Below are 20,303 nucleotides of genomic sequence, written 5' to 3'. Positions count from 1 at the left end.
CCACTCTAGTTTGTCCCTGTTTATCAAATTCTTGATCGTGACGGCCTTGGCCGCTGTTTCAGTGTTGTATCACCTCTGCCGGCGGTGCGGTAACGGTCACTTATCCACTGGTTCAGGCGTTTTGGCGCTGATACAGGTTACAGATGTATATGAATCACCACATTGGCGGGCTGTTTAGTAGTCTGATCGACCGTAACGAACTCAACGCATGTTTAAAAATCCGAGACTTGGCCTAATCTATGCCATCACCTTCATCGATGCCGTAGTGGCTGGTGGGCTAGGGCCTTTGTTCAACAAGTATACGGAAGCGCTGTCGGCCAAGCAGGTCTGGGTCATGGCGGGGTCGGCGCTGCTACTGGGTTTGCAGTTGATCACCTCCCCGGTGCTGGGCTCTTTATCCGACAAAATCGGGCGCCGGCCCGTACTGATCGGAACAGCCATTGGGTCGTTTCTGGCCTCCTTTTTACTTTTTCCAGTCAATGTTTTCGGGTATCTGGGAAACCGGGCCGTTGAAGGAACAACGAACGGGATGGGGTCGGTGCTGCGATCGGCGGTGGTCGATACGGCCGAAGACAATGACGTAACGCAACAGACAAGCCTTCAGGGAAACATCACGGCGCTGGGTGCCATATTCGGACCGGCCATTGGCGGTCTGCTGATCATTTCGTTGCCTCAGGCTCGGTTCGATCCCATTCCGCTCGTGATCATGGGCTGCCTGCTGGCGGTACTGAACATCGTTTTGACCCTTGTTTTCAAGGAAACAAACGATAAAGAGAAGCAGCCGGTCGATCCGCAGGAGCTAAAGGCGAAGGCATTCAACGCATTGAAAGTAAAAACGTTGTGGAAACAGCTGGATGACGTTGACGAAAAACTGAAGGGCTTCAAGGCGCTCTACATCCTGCAGTTGCTTTCACTGCTGGCACTGGGGTACTACAACTATTTCATTGCCTACCTCATCGTGGGCGATCTTGGCCTGACGGCCCGGCAGGCCTCGTATTTCTTTATCTACTACGGTCTTATTACGATTGTAACCAACCTGCTTTTCTTTCAGTTTATTGCCAAGCGCCTTGATCAGAAAAAGGCGCTGGTCGTGGTCGCCATCGCTGGTATCGGGGTCATGGGGCTGTATGCATTTGCGGGTGGCAGCGTGTTGATGCTCTACCTGGCCGGTGCCGTTGATTCACTGACCATTGGCCTGCTGGCTGGCCTGATCGCCGGTATCACCTCGCAATTGGCTGCCAAAGGAGAGGGGCAGGGAAGTGTTTTTGGCGACACGCAGGCGCTGGGTGGCGTGGCTAGTTTTGCGGCGGCGGTTGCCACTACCTTGCTGACAGCCCTTGATCCGCGTGCGCCCTTTGCCTTCTACGCGCTGGCATTAGGTGTACTGGCCTACCGCTCGGCCACGCTCCCTGAAGATGCCGCCAACGAAACAAAGGACGAGAATCAGAAGTGATCGTGGTGGCAGGGAACTGGTTGAACTAAGCGAAGCTACTTACGGCTTACCTACTTACGACTGTTTTTCTCCATGTTTAAAGACCGCCACCTGCTTCATATCTACGCCATTATTTTTATCGATGTTGTTGTAGGGTCTATCATTGGACCGGTACTGCCTCAGTTTGTACGGGGACACGCCCAACCGCAACTCTGGCTGGCCCTGGGAACGGCCCTGTTTTTAGGCGTTCAACTGATATCGGCTCCGCTACTGGGGAAATTGTCCGACGGTTACGGGCGTAAGCCCATCTTCAGGCTGTCGTCGATAGGTACGTTCGTGGCCGACTGTATGCTGCTGCCTGTTCGGATGGGCTGGCAACTGGCCAACCGGTTCAGCGACGGGCTTACCAACGGGTTATACGCCACGGTGCGCTCGGCCATCACGGATATTTCGCCAAAAGAAGCCCTGTTCCGTAACCTCGGCATCGAGGGGGCCATCATCTCCCTTGGCTTCGTCATTGGTCCGGCAGTAGCGGGGCTGCTCATCACCACGCTGCACCTCACTGACCCGGTTGAACAGGCCCGGTACGTGGTGGCGATGGCCGTGGGGCTGTCGGCGCTGAACGTACTGCTCAGTTTTCTGCTGCGCGAAACGCACCGCACGGCGGACCGCCCCAATCCGGGAGGTGTATCGCGTGACGAGCTGAAAACCGAACTGGTGCGCTCGCTGAACGTAGGTAGCATACTGACCCGGCTTCGACAGAAAGAACAGGCGCATCCCGGCCTGCTGAAACTCGTATTGATGCAGGTGGCCCTAACCGGCGCCATCGGGTACTATAACTATTTTGTGGCGTATGTCAGCCTGGGCGAGTTGAAAATGGACGCCAAAGACATCTCGTACTTCTTTATGTATTTCGGCGGGCTAAGCGTAGCCATCAGCTACGGTTTTTACGGTTTCCTGGCGGACCGGATCAATCAGCGCCGGGCCATTTTCTGGTTTGCGCTGGTGGGGGTACCCGTGCTGGCCTCATACGGGCTGGTGGGTACGTCGCGGGTCTGGCTCTACGTCGTGATCACCATCGACTGCCTGACCTACTCACTTATTCAGGGCTTGATCGAAGGGCTGATGGCACAGAAAACCACTGACACCGACCGGGGCGAGATATTCGGCCTGAACCAGGCTATGCAGGGGCTGGCCAGTTTCGGTACCACGCTGGTCTTTGGCCTCCTCTCCACCGTTGATCTTCGCCTGCCGTTTGCCTGGTTCGGAGCCTGCCTGGCGGTGGTGGCCTGGCTGGCGCGGAATCGGGATGAATAGTCTGGTCATCAGACGAACTTTAGCCTGAAAATTTGTTTTCAGGCTAAGAAAAGTAAATTTATAGCTCAATAACCAGTGGTATAATCATGCTTTCAGTAAAAGATGCAGCCAAAAGCGCGCTGTCTTTTTATAAGGATATATATCCTGATATCGATGGTGAATTAGTTGAAGAAGTTGAGTTGGACGAACAGAAAGCGCATTGGCTCATAACGCTAAGTTTTCCGGTTGAAAATAATCAGGGCCTGTCAGGGCTGGCGGCATCTTTTGCGCCCAAAACCATTCGGCAATACAAAATATTCAAGATTGATGCTCAGAGCGGGGAGGTTGAGTCTATGAGAATCAGGCAGCTTAAGAATGACGTTAACTGACCTTAGAAAAAGCAAAGGTCTGCTGATAGATACCAATCTTTTAGTGCTACTGACAATTGGCACGCTGAGTGTTGATGAAATCAGCGAAGACAAACGTACCCGACAATACACAGTCGATGACTTCTATTTACTTCTGAGAATAATTGATAACTGCCAATCCGTTGTTCTGACACCCAACATTTTAACGGAAGCCAGCAATCTGTTGGAAGGGGTCTCTTATAAAGGTATAGATGCACTCTCAGTGCTGAAGGGTGTCGCAGAGAGGTCAGAGGAACAGTATATGAATAGCCTCAGCATTATGCAAGCACATGCGAAGATCTACACGAAATTCGGCTTGTCGGATGCTGTAATTTATGCTATGGCGCAGGAGGATTTTGCTGTAGTGACTCAAGACCTTAAGCTCTATTCTTATTTAGAAGGAATGGGCCTTAATGTGTTGAATTTTAACAATTTTCGAACTGGTAACCTTCGCTAATTGAAGGCTGGTAAGTAACATTCTCCACTACCAGGCTATGCAGGGGCTGGCCAGTTTCGGTACCACGCTGGTCTTTGGCCTCCTCTCCACCGTTGATCTTCGCCTGCCGTTTGCCTGGTTCGGAGCCTGCCTGGCGGTGGTGGCCTGGTTGGCGCGGAATCGGGATGAACAGGTTGAATAGGCGTTTATTCTCCTTAACGAATTCTTCGCGATGCTTACTTTTTCACGAACCGATTCTACTAATTCAGATTTTCAGCAGCTCGTTCAGCAACTTGATGCTTACCTACGCATTCTGAATGGTGACGAGCATTCGATTTACAGCCAGTTTAATGGCATTGAATCGCTTAGGTACGTTGTTGTGGCTTATCACGGTACTACACCCGTAGGCTGTGGGGCTGTTAAGCCGTATGATGCGGCTCATACTGAAATTAAGCGGATGTATGTGCTGCCAACGCAACGGGGCCAAGGCGTTGCCAGTCGGATTCTGAACGAACTGGAAGCATGGAGCTACGAATTGGGATTTCAGGGGACTGTGCTCGAAACAGCCAGCGATATGCCCGATGCTATTGGCCTTTACACCAAAAACGGGTACGAGCGTATTCCCAACTACGGGCCATATGCAGGCATGCCCCGGAGTGTATGTATGAAGAAGGAAGGCCCTGTGCAGTTGCCCCCGGCTTAGCGCAGGATACAACTAATGTCCACCTGTCCGGCCAATAGCTCGCCAGACAGGTGAACATTAATACGTACACTATCAATACGACAGATTATCGATAGCCAGAATAGTGGATAACCGGGTATCAGACACGTCGGTGACGGTATACACAACGAACGCAGGCGAGCCTACATCGTTGAAGGTAAAGCGTTTAGACTGCCAGCCTGTAGCCCCAACATACGAGTCGCCTCCGTCTGGCATGCCAGGATACGTAATCTTCTGATTGGCATAGGCAATTGTATTTACGCTGTTGATGAACGTTGAATACGCGCCCTTGGGCCCATACACCGTAAACATGGCTGTATCGTCGAATTTCGTACCAACGTAGTCATTGAACTCGGCTGATATAAAATTGTAATTGAATGTAAGGGCGGTCAGGCTGGTATTTATAGGCCCCAAAATCATGGTGCTGGATGCATTGCCGGCCGCCGTTCCCGTTGATACCAGCTTACTCCCCGATGTAATAGCCCCGAACCGATTGCCACTCTGTGGAGCGATTGACCCTTGGGTGCCTGTCAGCACTGCGCCATCGCCTACAAACACGGTGCCGGCTGTGCCGGCTTCAAACCCCTTGTTGGCGTCGAAACTCTCGCCACTACCCGAACTGGTGGTGTAGGTGAGGACGAAGTCGGAATAAAACCCGTTGCCACCATCATCCTGCATGCCTTCCTTGAGCGTTACTTCGATGGTTTGGCCGCCTTTGAATGGCGTAACTGGCGAAAACGTGAGAATCGCGTAGCCGTTGGCCGCCGGGTTCACAGAAATGGTTCCACCAACAATAACACCGTCTACTTTCACTACGAAATTGTTCTGGATCGAAGAGAGATAAACCTTATCATCCAGGAAAAAGAGAAGCGGCATATTGGCTGGGTACGTTTCACCAGATACAGACGGCACCGCCTGGGCCATGTTTAACGGCACTTTGTCCTGCGTGTCGGTAATCGAGGTGACCCCTCCATTGCCATTATTCACGATCGTGTAGGTTGGACTAGGGTCAACCTGTTTTTGGTTGCAACCAGCCAGCAGGCAGAGCAATACCAGCGAAGAACGGAGAATTAATTGTCTGGTCATAAGTAAAGAATAAAGTGTGGATAGACAGTAACAAATATCCCTTACCCGGCCGCTGGTGTCAATACCTCTTTTAGGGTATATTTTGCGAATTGGTTTACCTTCCATATATTCAGCTACTAGCTGAATGATAAGGAGTTCGATGAGCGCACTACGACTTTTTTTGTCGATGATCACGGTGATTATGGCAGCGTGTACAACCGGTTGGGCCCAATTTCCGGCACTGCCAAAAATTACCGTCGACCGGCGTGCTGATTTTGTGTACATGGATAGCCTGAGTCAGGCGCTCAAAGGGCATTATCAGCGGTTCACGGCGATGCCCCGTAAACCGCAAACAGACACGTTACGGCTTGAATCCTTGTACCTGCTGGGCCGGACACATGGAATGTGGCAATCTCGCCGAGACAGTATGCTGTATTACGGTTATGAACTGGCCAAACAAGCCCAGGCCCTTAAAAACACTGAATTTGAAGTGAGGGGGATTCTGTTACGGGAACAGTACTTCCACACGCTGAAGATCGACTACCCCAGGGCCATGCAGATTAATTTCGAGGCAATGGCGGTGATGGAAAAAGCCCGCACGCTACCGCCCAGTGCCTGGCGGGTAGACATGAATCTGGGCGAGCTGTATAGCCTGTCTGGCGATGATGACAATGCGTTCCGCCTGCTGATGAGGGCCAAACAGCGATTGCTGACGAACGGCCGGCTCGACCCCGTACTGACGACCAGCCACCAGATGACCATCGAGCAAAAGATTGGGCTGCTCTTTAACCGGCAGGGGAAATTCAGCGAGAGCGAACAGCACTATCTGGCTGCGGCGGCCCTGTTATCGGACAAGCAGCCAAAACTGAATGCGGCCTATGTCTACGGCGACCTGGCCGAACTGTACCTTAAATATGAGCTGTATGACAAGGCCCTCACCTATGCTCGAAAAGCCGAAAAAACCTGGAAATCGTTGGAGCCCACTGGAAAGCCTAATGAGAGTAATCTGTCTATGCTGGCTCATGCTCAGGCCGCGCTGGGGCAGCACGAACAGGCCGAACAGTACGCATTGGCCCTGTTAGCACTGCCTAAACCTTTATCAACAGCGCGGCGACGAGCCTACTTTGCCCTGTATCAGGTTTATTCGGATCAGCAGAAGTGGGCAGCCAGCCTGTTTTATTTCAAGCGATTTGTAGCCCTTCGCGATTCGGCGGCCAATGACCTGCAAAGTAGAGATCTGGCCCTTTTGCGGAATAAGAATGAGATTGAACGGGTAGAGGCGCAAAACCGGCAGCAACAGCAACTCCAGGCTCAACGGTTATTAACGCTCAGCAAGCAAGCTGAGCTGGATCGGCTGAAAGCCGTGGCTCAACAACGCGAGTTGAGGCAACAGGCACTGTTGAGCGAACAGCAACGGCGGTTTGAACAGGAACGGGCAACGAGCATGCTGGCCCGGCAACAGATCAACCATCGGCTGGAACAACAGAGTTTTGCGCAAAAGACACTGGAGCAGGAAAACCGAACCCAGCAGAACTGGATTTTCTACATCACCACTTCATCGGCGCTGCTGCTTGGCATCCTGATCCTGCTGCTCTACATGGTTCAGTTACGAAAGCGCAAAGCTGAAGCCGACTTACGGCTAGCCATTGAACGGAAAGAAACAGACGCGCGCATCATTAAGACGCAGGATGCGGAACGGCAACGCATTGCTGCCGACCTGCACGACGATCTTGGCGGAACGCTGGCTACCATTCGCCAGCGGATGGCTAGTTTGCAGGAACACACCAATGATGCGTTTACCCGACAGGCGTTTATCGACCTTGAACCGTTGATTCAGAAGAGCGGGCACGACCTGCGCCGTATCGCTCATAATTTGATGCCCCCCGAACTGATGCGGATCGGCTTACGTGGCGCGGTTGAGCAGTTGATCAAAGCAATTCCGAAGGAACCCACCACTGTTGACTGTCTGGTAACGGGTTCAGAAAAACGATTGCCCATAGAGGTGGAGCTGACAACGTACCGGATTATTTCGGAGCTGGTGCAGAATATATTAAAGCACGCCAGGGCCCGCCGGGCATCCGTTCAACTGTTATATGAGGAAACGTACCTGACCGTACAGGTAGAAGATGACGGTGTGGGTATGACAGATGAGGCACTGGCAAACAAACAGGGAATGGGCTTGACAAACAATACCTTGCGAGCCGATCACATAGGAGCCACCCTGCATATGGAAACGGGTTCCGGCGGAACGTTCATTATACTCGAGATACCTTATTCAGCATCCCATGCCTTGCCAAATTCTGATCGTCGACGATCACCTGCTATTCAGTAACGGGCTGAAACTATTACTCGAACGGAGACCAGACTGGACGGTTTGCGGTCAGATTGCGGTAGCCACTCAGGTGGCCGATGCCATACGTAGGCTCTCGCCCAATCTGGTCATTCTCGACGTTAATCTTAATGGCACAAATGGTATCGATCTGGGTCGGGACCTGATTGGTCATTTCAAGGCTATCAAAGTCATTATCCTAACGATGTATGACCAGCCTAAGCTGCTGGAAGAAACCCGGCGGGCCGGGTTGCACGGCTACTTACTGAAAGACACAACGCCGTCTCAACTCATTGAGGGTATTCAAACGGTACTGGATAGCGGTACCGTATTCGATACACGGGTGTCGCCTGCAGCCGGTGATAACGAAAATCAGTTTGGCGATGATTTTGCCCGACGGCTCAACCTGACCTTTCGTGAAGTTGAAGTGATTCGGCTCATCCGCGATGGCTTAACCAGCGAAGAAATTGCTGATAAGCTCTGCATCAGTGCTTTCACCGTCAGGAGCCACCGTAAAAACATCCACTCAAAACTATACCTGACCAATGTCGCCGACGTCATTCAGTTTGCTAACAAGCATGGCTTGTAGCAGCTAAAAAGTAATTGTACGGGTTCTGTCGGCCAAAGAGGTCCGTTTTGAGTTGTTTACTGTAGCGGATTGGCTGACCCGGCAGGTATTATGCGCCAGCCAGGGACTTTTTATAACAAACAACTACACAAACAGTATGACTGCAGCGAAAGGCTACGCGGCGCAAAGTGCACAATCGCCCCTGGCACCTTTTCAGTTTGAACGGCGGGATCTGAAACCCCATGATGTTCAGTTCGATATTTTGTACTGCGGCGTTTGCCACTCAGATATTCATCAGGTTCGCGACGAATGGGGCGGGTCTATCTACCCCATGGTACCAGGCCACGAAATTGTTGGCCGGGTGACGGCGGTTGGCGACCATGTGGCTAAATTCAAGGTTGGTGATCTGGCCGCAGTAGGTTGTTTTGTCGACTCATGCCGGCACTGCGACAATTGTGCCGAAGGTCTGGAGCAGTATTGCCTGAATGGTAACTCACAGACCTACAACGGCTACGAACAGGATAAGAAAACGCCAACGTATGGTGGCTACTCGAACGTAATGGTTGCCCACGAAGACTTTGTGCTACACATCGCCGAATCGCTCGATCTACCCGGCGTAGCGCCGCTGCTTTGTGCGGGTATTACCACCTATTCGCCCCTGCGTTACTGGAAAGTCGGGCCTGGCCATAAAGTGGCAGTACTGGGATTAGGCGGCCTTGGCCATATGGCCGTGAAATTCGCGGCGTCTTTTGGAGCCGAAGTAACCATGTTGAGTACATCGGCCGCGAAAGAAGAAGATGCTCGTCGGTTAGGGGCGCATAAGTTTGTGCTAACCAGCGATCCGGCTCAGGTGAAAGCAGTACAGAACACGTTTGATTTCATTGTCGATACGGTTTCTGCTCCACACGATTACAACATGTACCTGAACCTGCTGAAAACCAATGGGGTGCACATCTGCGTTGGTGCCCCGCCAACACCCGCCGAAGTGGGCATTTTTAGCCTGTTGGGCAGGCGCAAAAGCATTGTCGGATCTAATACAGGCGGGATGCCCGAAACGCAGGAAATGCTGGACTACTGTGCTGAACACAACATTACGTCGGATGTAGAAGTAGTTCCGATCGATTACATACAGACAGCCTACGAACGAATGCTGAAAGGAGACGTTCGCTACCGGTTCGTGATCGATATGGCAACATTATAGCCATAGTATCCTGAATCTCCAGCTTCGGGCATAAACAAACTACATGCCCAGGCTGGAGTCTCATTATAGTTATCACTATCCACTGCATGAAGCACACGTACCTAGTACTCCTGCTCGTAGTCGCAGCCTGTGCGCCACGTTATAAGGGGCCTGTTACCGATCATTTCAACGGCAAGAAATTCGCCAATACCGGCCCCGCTGTTGAGCGCCAAGGTGGCCTGTTGACATGGTTGTTACACCGGGATAAAGGCCCCTGGCTCGATGCACCCGACGCGCCGCCCGGTCCCAAGCCACAAACACGGGTCTTCGGTGATAGTTTGGTAGTGACATTTGTTGGGCACTCCAGCTTTCTGCTGCAAGTCGACGGGCTGAATATCCTGACTGATCCGGTCTGGTCGCCTAAGGTTGGGCCAACAAAATGGCTGGGTGTGAAGCGTCGCCGTCCGCCGGGAATCCGGTATGAAGACCTGCCACCCATCGATGCCGTACTCCTGAGTCACTGCCACTACGATCACCTTGATCTGGGTACGTTGCAACGACTGGCGAAAGACTTTAACCCACCCATGGTGACGCCGTTGGGCGTATCATACCTGCCGAAGAAAGTGGGCGGGACCACCACACGCGAAATGGACTGGAATGATAAGCTGGTGCTGTCTGATAAACTCACGATCACCTGCACCGAAGCCCGTCATTTTAGTAACCGGGGTATGGGCGACCGGAATCGCACGCTCTGGGCAGGTTATTTGCTCCATACCCGTTTCGGTACGATTTACTTCGCAGGCGATACGGGCTACGGCGATCTGTTTCCGAAGATTGTCCGGCAGGCCGAGATCAGTGAAACAGGGCCAATCAAACTGGCGATGCTGCCTATTGGCTCGTACCGCCCAACCTGGTTTATGGCCCCCGTGCATATGTCGCCGATCGATGCCGTGCGGGCATTTAACGACCTGGGGCAACCGCAAACCGTCGGTATTCACTTTGGGACCTTCCAACAGGGTGACGATGGCCTGTTCGAACCACGCGACGACCTGACGAAAGAACTCCTGAAACAAAAAATTCCCCTCCAGCGGTTCGTTGTACCGGTAGAGGGGAAAGCAATGGTGTTCAGGCGGTGATGGAACAAAGAAGTAGTATCAGTGAACCACCTCTTTGTTCACTGATACTACTTCGCTTTGCCCATTGCCCACTTGACGCCGCCAAGCAGGTGACCTACAAAGAGGGGATCAACATAGGACGCATCCGTGTGGCCCATACCGGTGTAGAATGAACGGCCCCCGTCGAACTTACGGTACCAGGCAATGGGGTGGTTGTCGCCGTTGGCACCGCCCGTATACGTTTTCTCGTCGAGCTTGGCCAGTACGGTTGGTCCGGCAACAATGCTTTTGTAGCTATACCACTCGTCAAAGCGTTTCCAACGGTCGGGCAGGTCTTTCGTCGACGGATGTTTCTTATCGATTACCTCCACCTCGGCATCCTGCTGTTTGGGATGACTCAGGAAATAGGCACCGCATAATTCATTGTACCAGGGCCATTTGTACTCCGTATCGGCCGCCGCGTGAATGCCAACGTACCCACCGCCCTTCTTGATGTATTTCTCGAAAGCGATCTGTTGCAGGCTGTCGAGCACGTCGCCGGTAGTGCTCAGGAAGATAACCGCCTTGTATTTTTTCAGGTTGTCATACGTAAACATACTGGCATCTTCCGTGGTGTCGACCCGGAATTTATTTTCCTGGCCCATCTTCATAAGCGCAGTTTTGCCAGCCCCGATAGAGGCGTGGCGGTACCCTTTCGTGCGGGAAAAAACCAGCACCGCATCCTGGGCGTAGGTGGTATAGGTCAGGCTGACGAGCAGCGCAACGGCGAAAAATTTCATGAGGAAATCTAGGTTTATTTATCCGTAAAGGCGTAGAATTGATTAATTTAATGGTGTCGCCCGGTAGGATGGTCCATTATCTTGCTGGTGTCGCCTACCCAACTTCAACTAACACTAAATGACCGTTCGCCCCGCTGTTGTTCTCCTCCGTGATGATGCCGTCTTGCTGATGCAGTATCGCTACGGTGATACGGACGTTTTTGCGCTGCCCGGTGGCAATCCTGATCCGGGCGAAGACCTGGAAGCCACCCTTGAACGCGAATTAATGGAGGAGTTAGGGGTCGAGATCCAGGTATTCAATATGCTCTTCTGCGGCGTCGTAACCCGGCCCAATCAGAAAGAAGATGTGCTGCACTGTGTCTTCTTCGGCGAGCTATTCAGCGGCGAACCCACGCTGAACCCGGTTCACACAACAGCCCAGAGCATAATCTGGAAGCCCGTCGATGAACTTACCGATTTGGCCATGTACCCCAGTGTGGCCACCGCCATTCAGGAGCATCACACCGCCATGCTACCCACAACGTACCTGGGCTACATTGAACAGCCTTTCTACGGCTGAGACTGAGTAAGGTGAACAGGATTTCTTTCGCCTGGAACAAAAAATCCTGCTTCAAAAATCATTTTTGTTTTATTAAACTCCCGCCAATCATGCCAGCTGTACTGGCGATCAGGCCCCAGAGCATGGGCGGGAAGGATGTTTCTAGCCAGAGGCAGAGTAGCCAGACGCCAAAACCAAGCACGATCGACCATAAGCATCCCCGATTGGTAGCGCGTCTCCAGTAGATCCCGGCGGTAAGCGGTACAAACAGCGACACTAAGCTGAACGCTGAGGATTCGCCCACAAGGTCGAAAATACTGGTGGTTCGCTGCAGCGTCATGCCTACGCAGATGACCGAGATCACGACAATGGACCAGCGGATGGATTTGAGAAGCTGCCTATCGGTAAGGTTAGGCCGGAAAAACTTCAGGATGTTTTCGCCGAAAACAGTAGCCGGCGCCAGAATCGCGCCGCTCGACACACTCAGAATGGCCGAGGTCAGTGCGCCGAAGAAAAGGATTTGCAGGGGAAGACTTCCATGTCGCATCACCATATTCGGGATAATCAACTGACGGCTTTGCTCATCGGATCCTGCCAGATCAGGATGAAGTAGCCGGGCGGCGAGGGCGATGAACAGGGGCAAGGCCGCCACCGACAGGTACAACCCCGATGCCAGATATGACGCCTGCACCGACACCCGCGCCGATTTAGCCGACATGACTCGCTGAAAAATATCCTGTTGCGGAATGCTTCCCAGCCCAATCGTCATCCAGGCTGCCAGGTACGTTGCCCAGCCGCTTAGGCTGGCCGGTGGCAGAAACTGGAAAAAGGTATCGGGCATCTTCGCGGTTACACCTGCCATGCCGCCCACCTGCGGATATAGCACGAAGGCCAGTACCAGCAGGGCCAGAATGATAATGAGGTTGTGCAGAAAATCGGTGATCGAGATAGACCACATACCACCCAGCAACGTGTAAATCATTACGATGGTGGCACTGGCAATGATTCCCCACGCCATGGGAATACCTATCACTACGTTCAGCACGATACCAATAGCGATGTACTGCGCGGCAATCCAGCTGAAGTAGGAAGGAATCATGATCACCGCGCTGACCAGCTCGGCCGAGCGACCAAACCGGAGGCGGAAGTAATCGGAAAATGTAGTGATATTCTGCTCGTACAGCGGACGTGCAAAAAAAGCCCCGACTAAAAATAGGCACAGTGCCGAGCCAAACGGTTCTTCGATGATACTCAATACGCCACCTTCCACGAATTTGGCCGGAGCACCCATGATGCTTTCCGATCCGAACCAGGTAGCAAACGTGACCGACGTAGCCAGCGCCAGCGATAAGCCCCGACCAGCGAGCACAAAATCCTGTGAAGTAGTAACCCGTCGCGCTGCCCATGCCCCAATCGCGATGTTAGACAGCAAATAGAGTGTGATGCAGGTGATGAGCATAGGGTCAGTACGTCTTCGTCATGTCGCCGGGAATGGCCAACACATAGGTCGCAAGGCCTTTCCAGTCGGCTTGTGGCTTCGATATGTTCTGGCCTTCTACCGACGAGATCGTCACGATTTTCAGATTCGGCTGCTGCTGACGTAAATACCAGACAATGCCCTCGAAATTCTTGGAATGGTAATCGCCGTTGAAATGCAAAACGGTACGGGCGGGCTTATCGCCTGTAAACTGGCCATTTTCCAGAATAAAGCGGGCCATGGTCGCATCTTTCAGCGCCTGCGCCCGCGCAAAGTTTTCTACCTGTGGCCCACCACTCGATGGTGAACCACCATGACTTCCCATCATCTCAAGCATGCCTTTGTAGCCAGGCAGGGTTAGATCAACCGTCAGTGGCAAGTTGGCCATCTGCTGTTTACCCGTTGCCGATACCGTGTCAAGCGCAGCCAACCCTTGGCGTGCTACCAGACTGGCGTACCGTCTAGGTACGTTGCTGGCGGCAAATGTCAGCTTCTTATCACGCGCCAGATCAACAATCGGGCGGTAGTCGGTATCGTAATTTTGCCACAGACGGGCTTCTTTAGCAAACTCCTTGTCAGATGTCTGACCACTAACGTACCTGGTTAGTGCCTGCTGATTATCGGCCTCGAACATTTCGGCACCCAATACCAGTTTCGTGCCTAATTGGGTGGCCAGATCTTTGGCTAACTGGAGTTCGAACCAGTGGCAAATTGGGTTGTTGTGCAGTTCGCCAAACAGCACCACATCAGCCCCGGCCGCTTCCTTTAGCAGCTTTTCGTAAGAAGAGGCCTTTCCGGTTTGCGTATAGAACTGGTAAGCTGGCTTATCGCCGCGAAAGGCGGTCAGTGTCAGTAGCGCAGCGAAGATGACAAATGATCTCATACCAACGAAGATATGAAGAAGGAGGAAAGGAGGAAAGGGAGGAAAGGGAGGAAAGGGAGGAAAGGGAGGAAAGGGAGGAAAGGGAGGAAAGGGAGGAAAGGGAGGAAAGGGAGGAAAGGGAGGAAAGGGAGGAAAGGGAGGAAAGGGAGGAAAGGAGGAAAGGAGGAAAGGGAATAGGCGGCCAAGCACCGTTCTCTTTTCTTCCCCCTCCTCCCTTTCCTCCTTTCCTCCTTTCCTCCCTTCCTCCTTTCCTCTCCCTTTCCTCCTCTAAACTTTATACGTCCAGCCGAACGTATCCTCGATCTTGCCTGTGCGCAGGTCGCTCATGTAGTCTTTCACGCGTGCCGCAAACGAATCGGCTGGGGCGCGTTCTGGCAGCATGTAGTCTTTGCCTTCGTAGCCAATGACCTGGAAAGGCGATACCACAACGGCGGTGCCGGCACCAAATGCTTCAGTCAGCGAGCCATCTTCAATACCGTCGATTACTTCACGGATCGATACTTTACGCTCTTCGACAGGCATGTCCCAGCTTTTGGCGATCGCTACAATACTGCGGCGGGTTACTCCATCCAGAATAGAGTCCGATAAGGCTGGCGTGACCAGTTTGCCGTCGATGACGAACATTACGTTCATCGTGCCCGACTCTTCGAAGTATTGATGCTCGGTTGCGTCGGTCCAAAGCAATTGATCGTACCCCGCCTGCTGTGCCTGTAGCGTTGGGTACAGTGAACCGGCGTAGTTACCAGCGCATTTGGCCGCGCCCACACCACCCGGTGCCGAACGGATGTAGTTCATCTCGACCTTTACTTTCAGCGGTTTAGAGTAATAAACCCCTACCGGACAGGTGAAAATGCAGAAACGATACGTCTTCGACGCCGCTACGCCCAGATACACATCTGTGGCAAACATATACGGACGGATATACAGCGAACTGCCCGGTTGGTTAGGAACCCAGTCGGCATCAGTACGAAGCAACGCTTCCAGACCACCCATGAACACATCCTCAGGGATCGTTGCCATGCACATACGCTTGGCCGACTCGTTCATGCGCGCCCAGTTGTCGAGCGGGCGAAACATCAACACTTCACCGGCTTCGTTCTTGTAGGCTTTCATGCCCTCGAAGATCGACTGGCCGTAGTGCAGCGATGAAAGCGCCGGATTGAACGAAAAATCGCCGAAAGGTACCACCCGCAGGTCAGTCCACTGACCATCGGCGTAGTCGGCTACGAACATGTGATCGGCAAAGTGCTTACCGAAGGGCAGATTATTGAAGTCAACCTCCTGGATGCGGCTCTGCGTAGCCTTCTGCATCTCGATCTGAAGCAAGTCAGTAGTCATGGTATAGGTAGTCGTAAGTCAATGAGTGGTAAGCCATAAGTGGCTTCGCTCTCTAAAATCAGTATGATGCGCGAAGCCACTTATGGCTTACCACTCATTGACTTACGACTATTTTGTGATTTAGTTGCTTTGACAACAAATGTAAAAAAAACAGGCACTCATCCTCATGCAGTTAGCCGAAAACTAAACAAATTCTATACCGAATGGCTAAAGAGGCCGTATTGGCGTTCTATCCTAAAGTGTATTGACGTATGAAAATGTCTGATCAGTTCCTGGCCTATCTCTTGTTACGGCTAACGATGGGTGTAAATTTCACCTTCCACGCTATTCCCCGATTCATGAAAGGTGCTGGCGGATTCCGTGATAAGATGGTTGCCGATTTCAGCCAGACACCGCTTCCGTCGTTCCTGGTGTATGCTTTCGGCACGGTGCTTTCCTACATTGAATTGATCATTGGCCTTCTGCTGACCATTGGCCTGTTTACCCGGTACACGCTCGTAGCGGCGAGCCTTTTAATGATGGCGCTGATGGTAGGTACGTCGTTCCAGCAGAAATGGGATGTTGTCGCCTCTCAACTGATCTACTCCGTCATCTTTTTCATCCTCGTCTGGACGCAGCAATCCAACTTCTACTCCGTCGACCGGATCATGCTGGGAAGGGAATAGGAAGGAGTTTACCGTTTGCAGTTTTCAGTTGCCCTGCTAATGCCACAAACGTGACAAAGCAGGGCAACTGAAAACGGTAAACTCTTTTACACCCTCGGTTCCCACGCAACCTCATCCACGGCCAGATCCTGTGCCATTTTCCGGCTTAGTACGAAGAGGTAATCGGATAACCGGTTCAGGTACGTTATCACCAGCGGATCAACCGGCGACTCGTTGTTGAGGCCAATGGCAAGCCGTTCGGCGCGACGGCACACCGTGCGGGCCAGATGAGCGAAGGAAACGGACGCGTGGCCGCCGGGTAATACGAATTTCCGCAACTCAGGTAATTCGGTGTCCATAGCGTCCATGTTATCTTCCAGACGCACAATGTCCGCGTCGATAATAGCTGGAATGGCCTGGCGAGGGGGCTTTTCCGGATCGGTAGCCAATTCGGCACCTACCGTAAACAGCCGATCCTGTATTTCTTTCAGCAACGGTCGGCGATTGGCGTTCACGGGCTGATCGCGCAGCAGGCCGATCCACGAGTTCAGCTCATCAACGGTACCGTAGGTATCGATCCGTAAATCGGCTTTGCTCACGCGCCGCCCGCCAATAAGGGATGTTTGCCCAGCATCGCCGGTTCGGGTATATATTTTCATGGAGACTTTTTAGAGTAAATCAAGGTTAACTGGCTAAATGCGGTGCCGCAAAAGTACCTTTGCGGCCCATTAACAACACGTCGTTACACCGTACTTATGCGCGCTGGTTCTTTTTTTGTTCGCACCTGGCGAATTCTGTCCATCATTGGTTTTGTAGGCCTTTTGATGAGCAGTTATATATCGTATCCTGGTGAAGTAGCTTTTCGATTCAATGAGGCCGGTCAGGCTGTACAGTACCTGAGTCGGGAGGTCATTTTCTACGTTAGCATTGGGATTTTTATTCTGGTTTATGTCATAACCAACGCCGTTACACGCCTGTTTCCAAAATTACCGGCCGAGAAGATCCCAAATCCGAATCCTACCGCCTGGGAAGGGCAACGCCGCAAACTGGCCGATGTGTATGTAAGCTGGTTTTATGCCTTGTCGGCCGCGTTCAACACCATATTAGCGCTTGGTCTGATGGTATTATCATTTCTGAATCGCAGCAACATAAACGCCGATTCAAACGATTACGGCTGGCTGTTACCTGCCAGCACGGCTATCCTCGCTATCGTTATTATATCATTACCCATTCGGCTGATGATGAAACCGCCCGTTGACCATGTTGCCTGATCTTCGTCTCGACCAGTTTCAGTACGACCTGCCCGACGAGCGCATTGCCCGGTTCCCATTACCCAAGCGTGACCAGTCGAAACTGCTGGTCTACAAGGAAGGGCAGATTAGCCATCGCCGGTTCTACGAATTACCTGATCTATTGCCTGTCGACAGCTTTCTGGTCTTTAATAATACGAAGGTGATTCCGGCGCGGCTGCTCTTTACCAAATCGACGGGCGCAACCATCGAACTGTTCCTGCTCAACCCAATACCAGCCGACCAGCCCGTGGGCGAGGCAATGCTCGACACAGGAAGTGCGGTTTGGCAGTGTATGATTGGTAACCGCAAAAAATGGCGTGAAGGCGAAACCTTGTTGCTGACCTTCGGCGAAGTTGTCCTGATTGCTGAATGGGAAGACGCCGAAAAGAGCCAGATCCGGTTTACCTGGCAGCCCGACGATGAGACCTTTGCCGAGTTGATCGAGCAAGCTGGTCAGATGCCATTGCCCCCGTATCTGAAACGGGAGCCTGTTGCCGCCGATAGCCAAACCTACCAGACCGTGTATGCCAAAAAGGAGGGAGCCGTTGCGGCGCCCACCGCCGGCCTGCACATGACCAAAGAGGTGCTGGGTACATTGGCTGAACGCGGCATTGGCCATGATGCCCTCACGCTCCATGTTGGTGCAGGTACGTTTCAACCCATAAAGGCAGACGACCCGAGGCAGCATACCATGCACGCCGAGCAGGTTGTGTACACACGGGAAAACATAACGAACGTTCTGGAACACCTGAACCACCTGATTCCGGTAGGTACCACATCAATGCGCTCGCTAGAAAGCCTGTACTGGTTTGGCGTTCGGTTACTGAAAAATCATCCTGATCCATTTTATCTGGACCAGGCGTATGCCTACAACGTACCTGCGGAAGAGCAACCATCGGCCAGTGAGGCTGTCGAAGCAGTACGCTTATATATGGAACAGCGCAAACTGCCACTGCTGACAGCACATACGGCCATTTATATCACGCCAGGTTACCAGATGAAACTGTGTCGAGGCATTGTGACCAATTTTCACCAGCCGGGCTCCACGCTCATTCTGCTGATTGCCGCTTTGGTCGGCGATGCCTGGCGTACTATATATACTGAAGCGCTTAGCAACGATTATCGTTTTCTCAGCTACGGCGATTCATCGTTACTATTACCATAACTTAATGAGTGAAAGAGAGAATGAGTGTAAGAATGATTATTGCGTTGCCAACCACTGATGCGGTCTTGTCGATCAGTCACTCTTTCACTCATGCTTTCTTTCACTCTTTGTATTTCTCATGAATTTCATTGAAGAACTCCGCTGGCGAGGCATGCTCAACGACATGACTCCTGGTACCGAAGTCCAGCTTAGTAAAGAAATGACCGCCGGTTATATCGGTTTTGACCCCACGGCGGCATCACTCCATATTGGCAACCTGGCCACGATCATGTTGCTGGTGCACTTCCAGCGTGCCGGTCACAAGCCGTTTGCGCTGGTTGGCGGCGCAACGGGTATGATTGGCGATCCATCGGGTAAAGCAGCCGAGCGCGATTTTTTGTCGGAAGAAACGCTGCGACTTAATCAGGAAGGTATCAGGAAGCAGCTAGAAAAGTTTCTGGCTTTCAGCGATGCACCCAACTCGGCCGAAATGGTCAACAATTACGATTGGTTCAAAGAATTCTCGTTTTTGGGCTTCCTGCGCGAAGCCGGTAAGCACCTTACCGTTAATTACATGATGGCGAAGGATTCGGTGAAGAAGCGGCTCGAAACGGGCATTTCCTTCACTGAGTTCTCATATCAGTTATTGCAGGGCTACGATTACTACTGGCTTTACAAAAACAAAGGCGTCCGCCTGCAAATGGGCGGTTCTGATCAGTGGGGCAATATCACGACGGGTACCGAGCTTATCCGGCGTAAAGAAGAGCGGGGCACTGAATCCGAAGATGACAGAGCCTTTGCCCTAACAACGCCGCTGGTGACTAAAGCCGACGGAACCAAGTTTGGCAAGTCGGAAAGCGGCAACGTTTGGCTCGACCCAAAGCTGACATCCCCTTATCAGTTCTACCAATTCTGGCTGAATGCCGCCGATAATGATTGCCCCCGGCTTATTCGTGTCTTCACCCTGTTGAGTCAGGAAGAGATACTGCGTTTGGAAGCAGCGCATGCGGAAGCGCCACATCTGCGCCTATTGCAGAAAGCCATCGCCCAAGAGGTAACCACACGAGTACACGGCCAGGAAGGATATAACCTGGCGGTAAAAGCGTCAGAAGTACTGTTTGGCAAAGCAACGATTGACACACTGCGCTCTATTGCCGTCGATGAATTCGATGTAATCTTTGAAGGAGTACCCCAGACGGAAGTCTCCGCCGACGAATTAGCTACCTGTAAAGACATCACAGATCTTTTATCGGTAGGGTCGAAGGGGGAAGTTTACGCCTCGAAGGGCGAAGCACGACGGGCAATCAGCCAAAATGCGGTCAGTTTGAACAAAGCAAAAGTGAGCGATCCAACGGCTTCGTTAGCCCTTGAATGGCTTCAGGACCGCTATTTGCTGGTTTCGAAGGGTAAAAAGAATCACCTACTGAAAAAAGTTTAACTTTTTTTCTTGTCTTAACTAACTGAGAGAAAGTGGTTAACGGATGAAGTTGCAAATTGTTAACCACTTTCTTTTAACAGGTACTTGACATGGGGGTGAAGTTGCCCTACTTTTGCAGTCCCAATCAGGAACAACGGCGGTTGAGCATCAGCAACACCGCCGCTTTTGCTGAGGACGGCACAGGGTCAGCATCCCGGCAGAGTACAAAAAATTAATAAAAA

22 protein-coding genes are annotated in these 20,303 nt (G+C 52.2%); 16 read left to right on the top strand and 6 right to left on the bottom strand.

Annotated features, from left to right (window positions below):
• Window positions 1-208 precede the first annotated feature (208 nt).
• From ACAW75_RS25715 to ACAW75_RS25690, 6 genes are all read left to right on the top strand, one after another.
• Entirely contained in the window at window positions 209-1,453 is a 1,245-nt protein-coding gene (locus ACAW75_RS25715; protein WP_370731659.1) for an MFS transporter, read from the top strand.
• Window positions 1,454-1,525: 72 nt separating this feature from the next.
• Window positions 1,526-2,749, top strand: a complete 1,224-nt coding sequence (locus ACAW75_RS25710) for an MFS transporter (RefSeq protein ID WP_370731658.1) — start codon at window positions 1,526-1,528, stop codon at window positions 2,747-2,749.
• A gap of 86 nt (window positions 2,750-2,835) precedes the next feature.
• Window positions 2,836-3,117 carry a hypothetical protein gene (locus ACAW75_RS25705; protein ID WP_370731657.1) on the top strand — a complete coding sequence of 94 codons (282 nt, stop codon included), beginning with the start codon at window positions 2,836-2,838 and terminating at the stop codon, window positions 3,115-3,117.
• A complete protein-coding gene (locus tag ACAW75_RS25700) occupies window positions 3,104-3,592 on the top strand; it encodes a PIN domain-containing protein (protein WP_370731656.1) in 489 nt (162 codons plus the stop codon). Before ACAW75_RS25705 ends, ACAW75_RS25700 begins: the two co-directional genes overlap by 14 nt.
• A 37-nt stretch (window positions 3,593-3,629) precedes the next feature.
• Window positions 3,630-3,773, top strand: coding sequence for a hypothetical protein (locus tag ACAW75_RS25695; RefSeq protein WP_370731655.1), 144 nt, complete (start codon window positions 3,630-3,632; stop codon window positions 3,771-3,773).
• 30 nt (window positions 3,774-3,803) lie between these two features.
• The gene (locus ACAW75_RS25690) at window positions 3,804-4,274 is read left to right on the top strand and encodes a GNAT family N-acetyltransferase (RefSeq protein WP_370731654.1); all 471 of its coding nucleotides are present in this window, start codon (window positions 3,804-3,806) and stop codon (window positions 4,272-4,274) included.
• Between the two features lie 72 nt (window positions 4,275-4,346).
• Here ACAW75_RS25690 and ACAW75_RS25685 read toward each other — a convergent pair whose 3' ends face one another.
• Complete coding sequence (locus tag ACAW75_RS25685) at window positions 4,347-5,378, bottom strand: hypothetical protein (RefSeq protein ID WP_370731653.1); 1,032 nt, start codon at window positions 5,376-5,378, stop codon at window positions 4,347-4,349.
• A gap of 166 nt (window positions 5,379-5,544) precedes the next feature.
• Between ACAW75_RS25685 and ACAW75_RS25680 the strand changes: the two genes are divergently transcribed.
• The 4 genes from ACAW75_RS25680 (at window position 5,545) to ACAW75_RS25665 (ending at window position 10,570) form a co-directional block, all read left to right on the top strand.
• On the top strand, window positions 5,545-7,689 hold the full coding sequence (locus ACAW75_RS25680) for a tetratricopeptide repeat-containing sensor histidine kinase (protein WP_370731652.1): 2,145 nt from the start codon (window positions 5,545-5,547) through the stop codon (window positions 7,687-7,689).
• Complete coding sequence (locus tag ACAW75_RS25675) at window positions 7,643-8,275, top strand: response regulator (protein ID WP_370731651.1); 633 nt, start codon at window positions 7,643-7,645, stop codon at window positions 8,273-8,275. The genes ACAW75_RS25680 and ACAW75_RS25675 overlap by 47 nt, the downstream gene beginning before the upstream one ends.
• Window positions 8,276-8,411: 136 nt before the next feature.
• Window positions 8,412-9,455, top strand: coding sequence for an NAD(P)-dependent alcohol dehydrogenase (locus ACAW75_RS25670; protein WP_370731650.1), 1,044 nt, complete (start codon window positions 8,412-8,414; stop codon window positions 9,453-9,455).
• A gap of 86 nt (window positions 9,456-9,541) precedes the next feature.
• Window positions 9,542-10,570: an MBL fold metallo-hydrolase gene (locus ACAW75_RS25665; RefSeq protein ID WP_370731649.1), complete on the top strand. Its 1,029-nt coding sequence runs from the start codon at window positions 9,542-9,544 to the stop codon at window positions 10,568-10,570.
• Window positions 10,571-10,617: 47 nt separating this feature from the next.
• Here ACAW75_RS25665 and ACAW75_RS25660 read toward each other — a convergent pair whose 3' ends face one another.
• Window positions 10,618-11,328, bottom strand: a complete 711-nt coding sequence (locus tag ACAW75_RS25660) for a ThuA domain-containing protein (RefSeq protein WP_370731648.1) — start codon at window positions 11,326-11,328, stop codon at window positions 10,618-10,620.
• Between the two features lie 118 nt (window positions 11,329-11,446).
• Here ACAW75_RS25660 and ACAW75_RS25655 point away from each other — a divergent pair, with 118 nt between their 5' ends.
• Window positions 11,447-11,887 (top strand): NUDIX hydrolase, encoded by a 441-nt coding sequence (locus tag ACAW75_RS25655; protein WP_370731647.1) that lies wholly within the window; start codon window positions 11,447-11,449, stop codon window positions 11,885-11,887.
• 58 nt (window positions 11,888-11,945) lie between these two features.
• Here ACAW75_RS25655 and ACAW75_RS25650 read toward each other — a convergent pair whose 3' ends face one another.
• Window positions 11,946-13,325: a high affinity choline transporter 1 gene (locus ACAW75_RS25650; protein WP_370731646.1), complete on the bottom strand. Its 1,380-nt coding sequence runs from the start codon at window positions 13,323-13,325 to the stop codon at window positions 11,946-11,948.
• A 4-nt stretch (window positions 13,326-13,329) separates the two neighbouring features.
• Window positions 13,330-14,226: a ChaN family lipoprotein gene (locus ACAW75_RS25645; RefSeq protein WP_370731645.1), complete on the bottom strand. Its 897-nt coding sequence runs from the start codon at window positions 14,224-14,226 to the stop codon at window positions 13,330-13,332.
• A gap of 12 nt (window positions 14,227-14,238) precedes the next feature.
• On the opposite strand from ACAW75_RS25645, the gene ACAW75_RS25640 reads away from it, so the two are divergent.
• Window positions 14,239-14,403: a hypothetical protein gene (locus tag ACAW75_RS25640; protein ID WP_370731644.1), complete on the top strand. Its 165-nt coding sequence runs from the start codon at window positions 14,239-14,241 to the stop codon at window positions 14,401-14,403.
• Between the two features lie 90 nt (window positions 14,404-14,493).
• Here ACAW75_RS25640 and ACAW75_RS25635 read toward each other — a convergent pair whose 3' ends face one another.
• Window positions 14,494-15,564, bottom strand: coding sequence for a branched-chain amino acid aminotransferase (locus ACAW75_RS25635; RefSeq protein WP_370731643.1), 1,071 nt, complete (start codon window positions 15,562-15,564; stop codon window positions 14,494-14,496).
• A 251-nt stretch (window positions 15,565-15,815) separates the two neighbouring features.
• On the opposite strand from ACAW75_RS25635, the gene ACAW75_RS25630 reads away from it, so the two are divergent.
• The gene (locus ACAW75_RS25630; protein ID WP_370731642.1) at window positions 15,816-16,229 is read left to right on the top strand and encodes a DoxX family protein; all 414 of its coding nucleotides are present in this window, start codon (window positions 15,816-15,818) and stop codon (window positions 16,227-16,229) included.
• Window positions 16,230-16,315: 86 nt separating this feature from the next.
• On the opposite strand, the gene ACAW75_RS25625 is transcribed toward ACAW75_RS25630, so the two are convergent.
• Window positions 16,316-16,867, bottom strand: a complete 552-nt coding sequence (locus ACAW75_RS25625; RefSeq protein WP_370731641.1) for a cob(I)yrinic acid a,c-diamide adenosyltransferase — start codon at window positions 16,865-16,867, stop codon at window positions 16,316-16,318.
• Window positions 16,868-16,963: 96 nt separating this feature from the next.
• On the opposite strand from ACAW75_RS25625, the gene ACAW75_RS25620 reads away from it, so the two are divergent.
• From ACAW75_RS25620 to tyrS, 3 genes are all read left to right on the top strand, one after another.
• Window positions 16,964-17,479, top strand: coding sequence for a hypothetical protein (locus tag ACAW75_RS25620; protein ID WP_370731640.1), 516 nt, complete (start codon window positions 16,964-16,966; stop codon window positions 17,477-17,479).
• Window positions 17,469-18,665: an S-adenosylmethionine:tRNA ribosyltransferase-isomerase gene (locus tag ACAW75_RS25615; protein WP_370731639.1), complete on the top strand. Its 1,197-nt coding sequence runs from the start codon at window positions 17,469-17,471 to the stop codon at window positions 18,663-18,665. Before ACAW75_RS25620 ends, ACAW75_RS25615 begins: the two co-directional genes overlap by 11 nt.
• A gap of 118 nt (window positions 18,666-18,783) precedes the next feature.
• Window positions 18,784-20,082, top strand: a complete 1,299-nt coding sequence (tyrS, locus tag ACAW75_RS25610) for a tyrosine--tRNA ligase (RefSeq protein WP_370731638.1) — start codon at window positions 18,784-18,786, stop codon at window positions 20,080-20,082.
• Window positions 20,083-20,303: the final 221 nt, after the last annotated feature.

The organism is Fibrella arboris (assembly GCF_041321095.1).
Classification (GTDB): Bacteria; Bacteroidota; Bacteroidia; order Cytophagales; family Spirosomataceae; genus Fibrella; species Fibrella arboris.
This window is presented reverse-complemented; position numbering and strand designations above follow the sequence as displayed.

What these genes read in the sequence shown, in the direction of transcription:
- ACAW75_RS25665 (WP_370731649.1), top strand. Translation starts at nt 9,542, where the DNA reads ATGAAGCACACGTACCTAGTACTCCTGCTCGTAGTCGCAGCCTGTGCG.
- ACAW75_RS25690 (WP_370731654.1), top strand. Translation starts at nt 3,804, where the DNA reads ATGCTTACTTTTTCACGAACCGATTCTACTAATTCAGATTTTCAGCAG.
- ACAW75_RS25660 (WP_370731648.1), bottom strand. Translation starts at nt 11,328, where the DNA reads ATGAAATTTTTCGCCGTTGCGCTGCTCGTCAGCCTGACCTATACCACC.
- ACAW75_RS25700 (WP_370731656.1), top strand. Translation starts at nt 3,104, where the DNA reads ATGACGTTAACTGACCTTAGAAAAAGCAAAGGTCTGCTGATAGATACC.
- ACAW75_RS25645 (WP_370731645.1), bottom strand. Translation starts at nt 14,226, where the DNA reads ATGAGATCATTTGTCATCTTCGCTGCGCTACTGACACTGACCGCCTTT.
- ACAW75_RS25705 (WP_370731657.1), top strand. Translation starts at nt 2,836, where the DNA reads ATGCTTTCAGTAAAAGATGCAGCCAAAAGCGCGCTGTCTTTTTATAAG.
- ACAW75_RS25630 (WP_370731642.1), top strand. Translation starts at nt 15,816, where the DNA reads ATGAAAATGTCTGATCAGTTCCTGGCCTATCTCTTGTTACGGCTAACG.
- ACAW75_RS25650 (WP_370731646.1), bottom strand. Translation starts at nt 13,325, where the DNA reads ATGCTCATCACCTGCATCACACTCTATTTGCTGTCTAACATCGCGATT.
- ACAW75_RS25625 (WP_370731641.1), bottom strand. Translation starts at nt 16,867, where the DNA reads ATGAAAATATATACCCGAACCGGCGATGCTGGGCAAACATCCCTTATT.
- ACAW75_RS25670 (WP_370731650.1), top strand. Translation starts at nt 8,412, where the DNA reads ATGACTGCAGCGAAAGGCTACGCGGCGCAAAGTGCACAATCGCCCCTG.
- tyrS (WP_370731638.1), top strand. Translation starts at nt 18,784, where the DNA reads ATGAATTTCATTGAAGAACTCCGCTGGCGAGGCATGCTCAACGACATG.
- ACAW75_RS25685 (WP_370731653.1), bottom strand. Translation starts at nt 5,378, where the DNA reads ATGACCAGACAATTAATTCTCCGTTCTTCGCTGGTATTGCTCTGCCTG.
- ACAW75_RS25640 (WP_370731644.1), top strand. Translation starts at nt 14,239, where the DNA reads ATGAAGAAGGAGGAAAGGAGGAAAGGGAGGAAAGGGAGGAAAGGGAGG.
- ACAW75_RS25655 (WP_370731647.1), top strand. Translation starts at nt 11,447, where the DNA reads ATGACCGTTCGCCCCGCTGTTGTTCTCCTCCGTGATGATGCCGTCTTG.
- ACAW75_RS25680 (WP_370731652.1), top strand. Translation starts at nt 5,545, where the DNA reads ATGATCACGGTGATTATGGCAGCGTGTACAACCGGTTGGGCCCAATTT.
- ACAW75_RS25710 (WP_370731658.1), top strand. Translation starts at nt 1,526, where the DNA reads ATGTTTAAAGACCGCCACCTGCTTCATATCTACGCCATTATTTTTATC.
- ACAW75_RS25620 (WP_370731640.1), top strand. Translation starts at nt 16,964, where the DNA reads ATGCGCGCTGGTTCTTTTTTTGTTCGCACCTGGCGAATTCTGTCCATC.
- ACAW75_RS25675 (WP_370731651.1), top strand. Translation starts at nt 7,643, where the DNA reads ATGCCTTGCCAAATTCTGATCGTCGACGATCACCTGCTATTCAGTAAC.
- ACAW75_RS25635 (WP_370731643.1), bottom strand. Translation starts at nt 15,564, where the DNA reads ATGACTACTGACTTGCTTCAGATCGAGATGCAGAAGGCTACGCAGAGC.
- ACAW75_RS25715 (WP_370731659.1), top strand. Translation starts at nt 209, where the DNA reads ATGTTTAAAAATCCGAGACTTGGCCTAATCTATGCCATCACCTTCATC.
- ACAW75_RS25695 (WP_370731655.1), top strand. Translation starts at nt 3,630, where the DNA reads ATGCAGGGGCTGGCCAGTTTCGGTACCACGCTGGTCTTTGGCCTCCTC.
- ACAW75_RS25615 (WP_370731639.1), top strand. Translation starts at nt 17,469, where the DNA reads ATGTTGCCTGATCTTCGTCTCGACCAGTTTCAGTACGACCTGCCCGAC.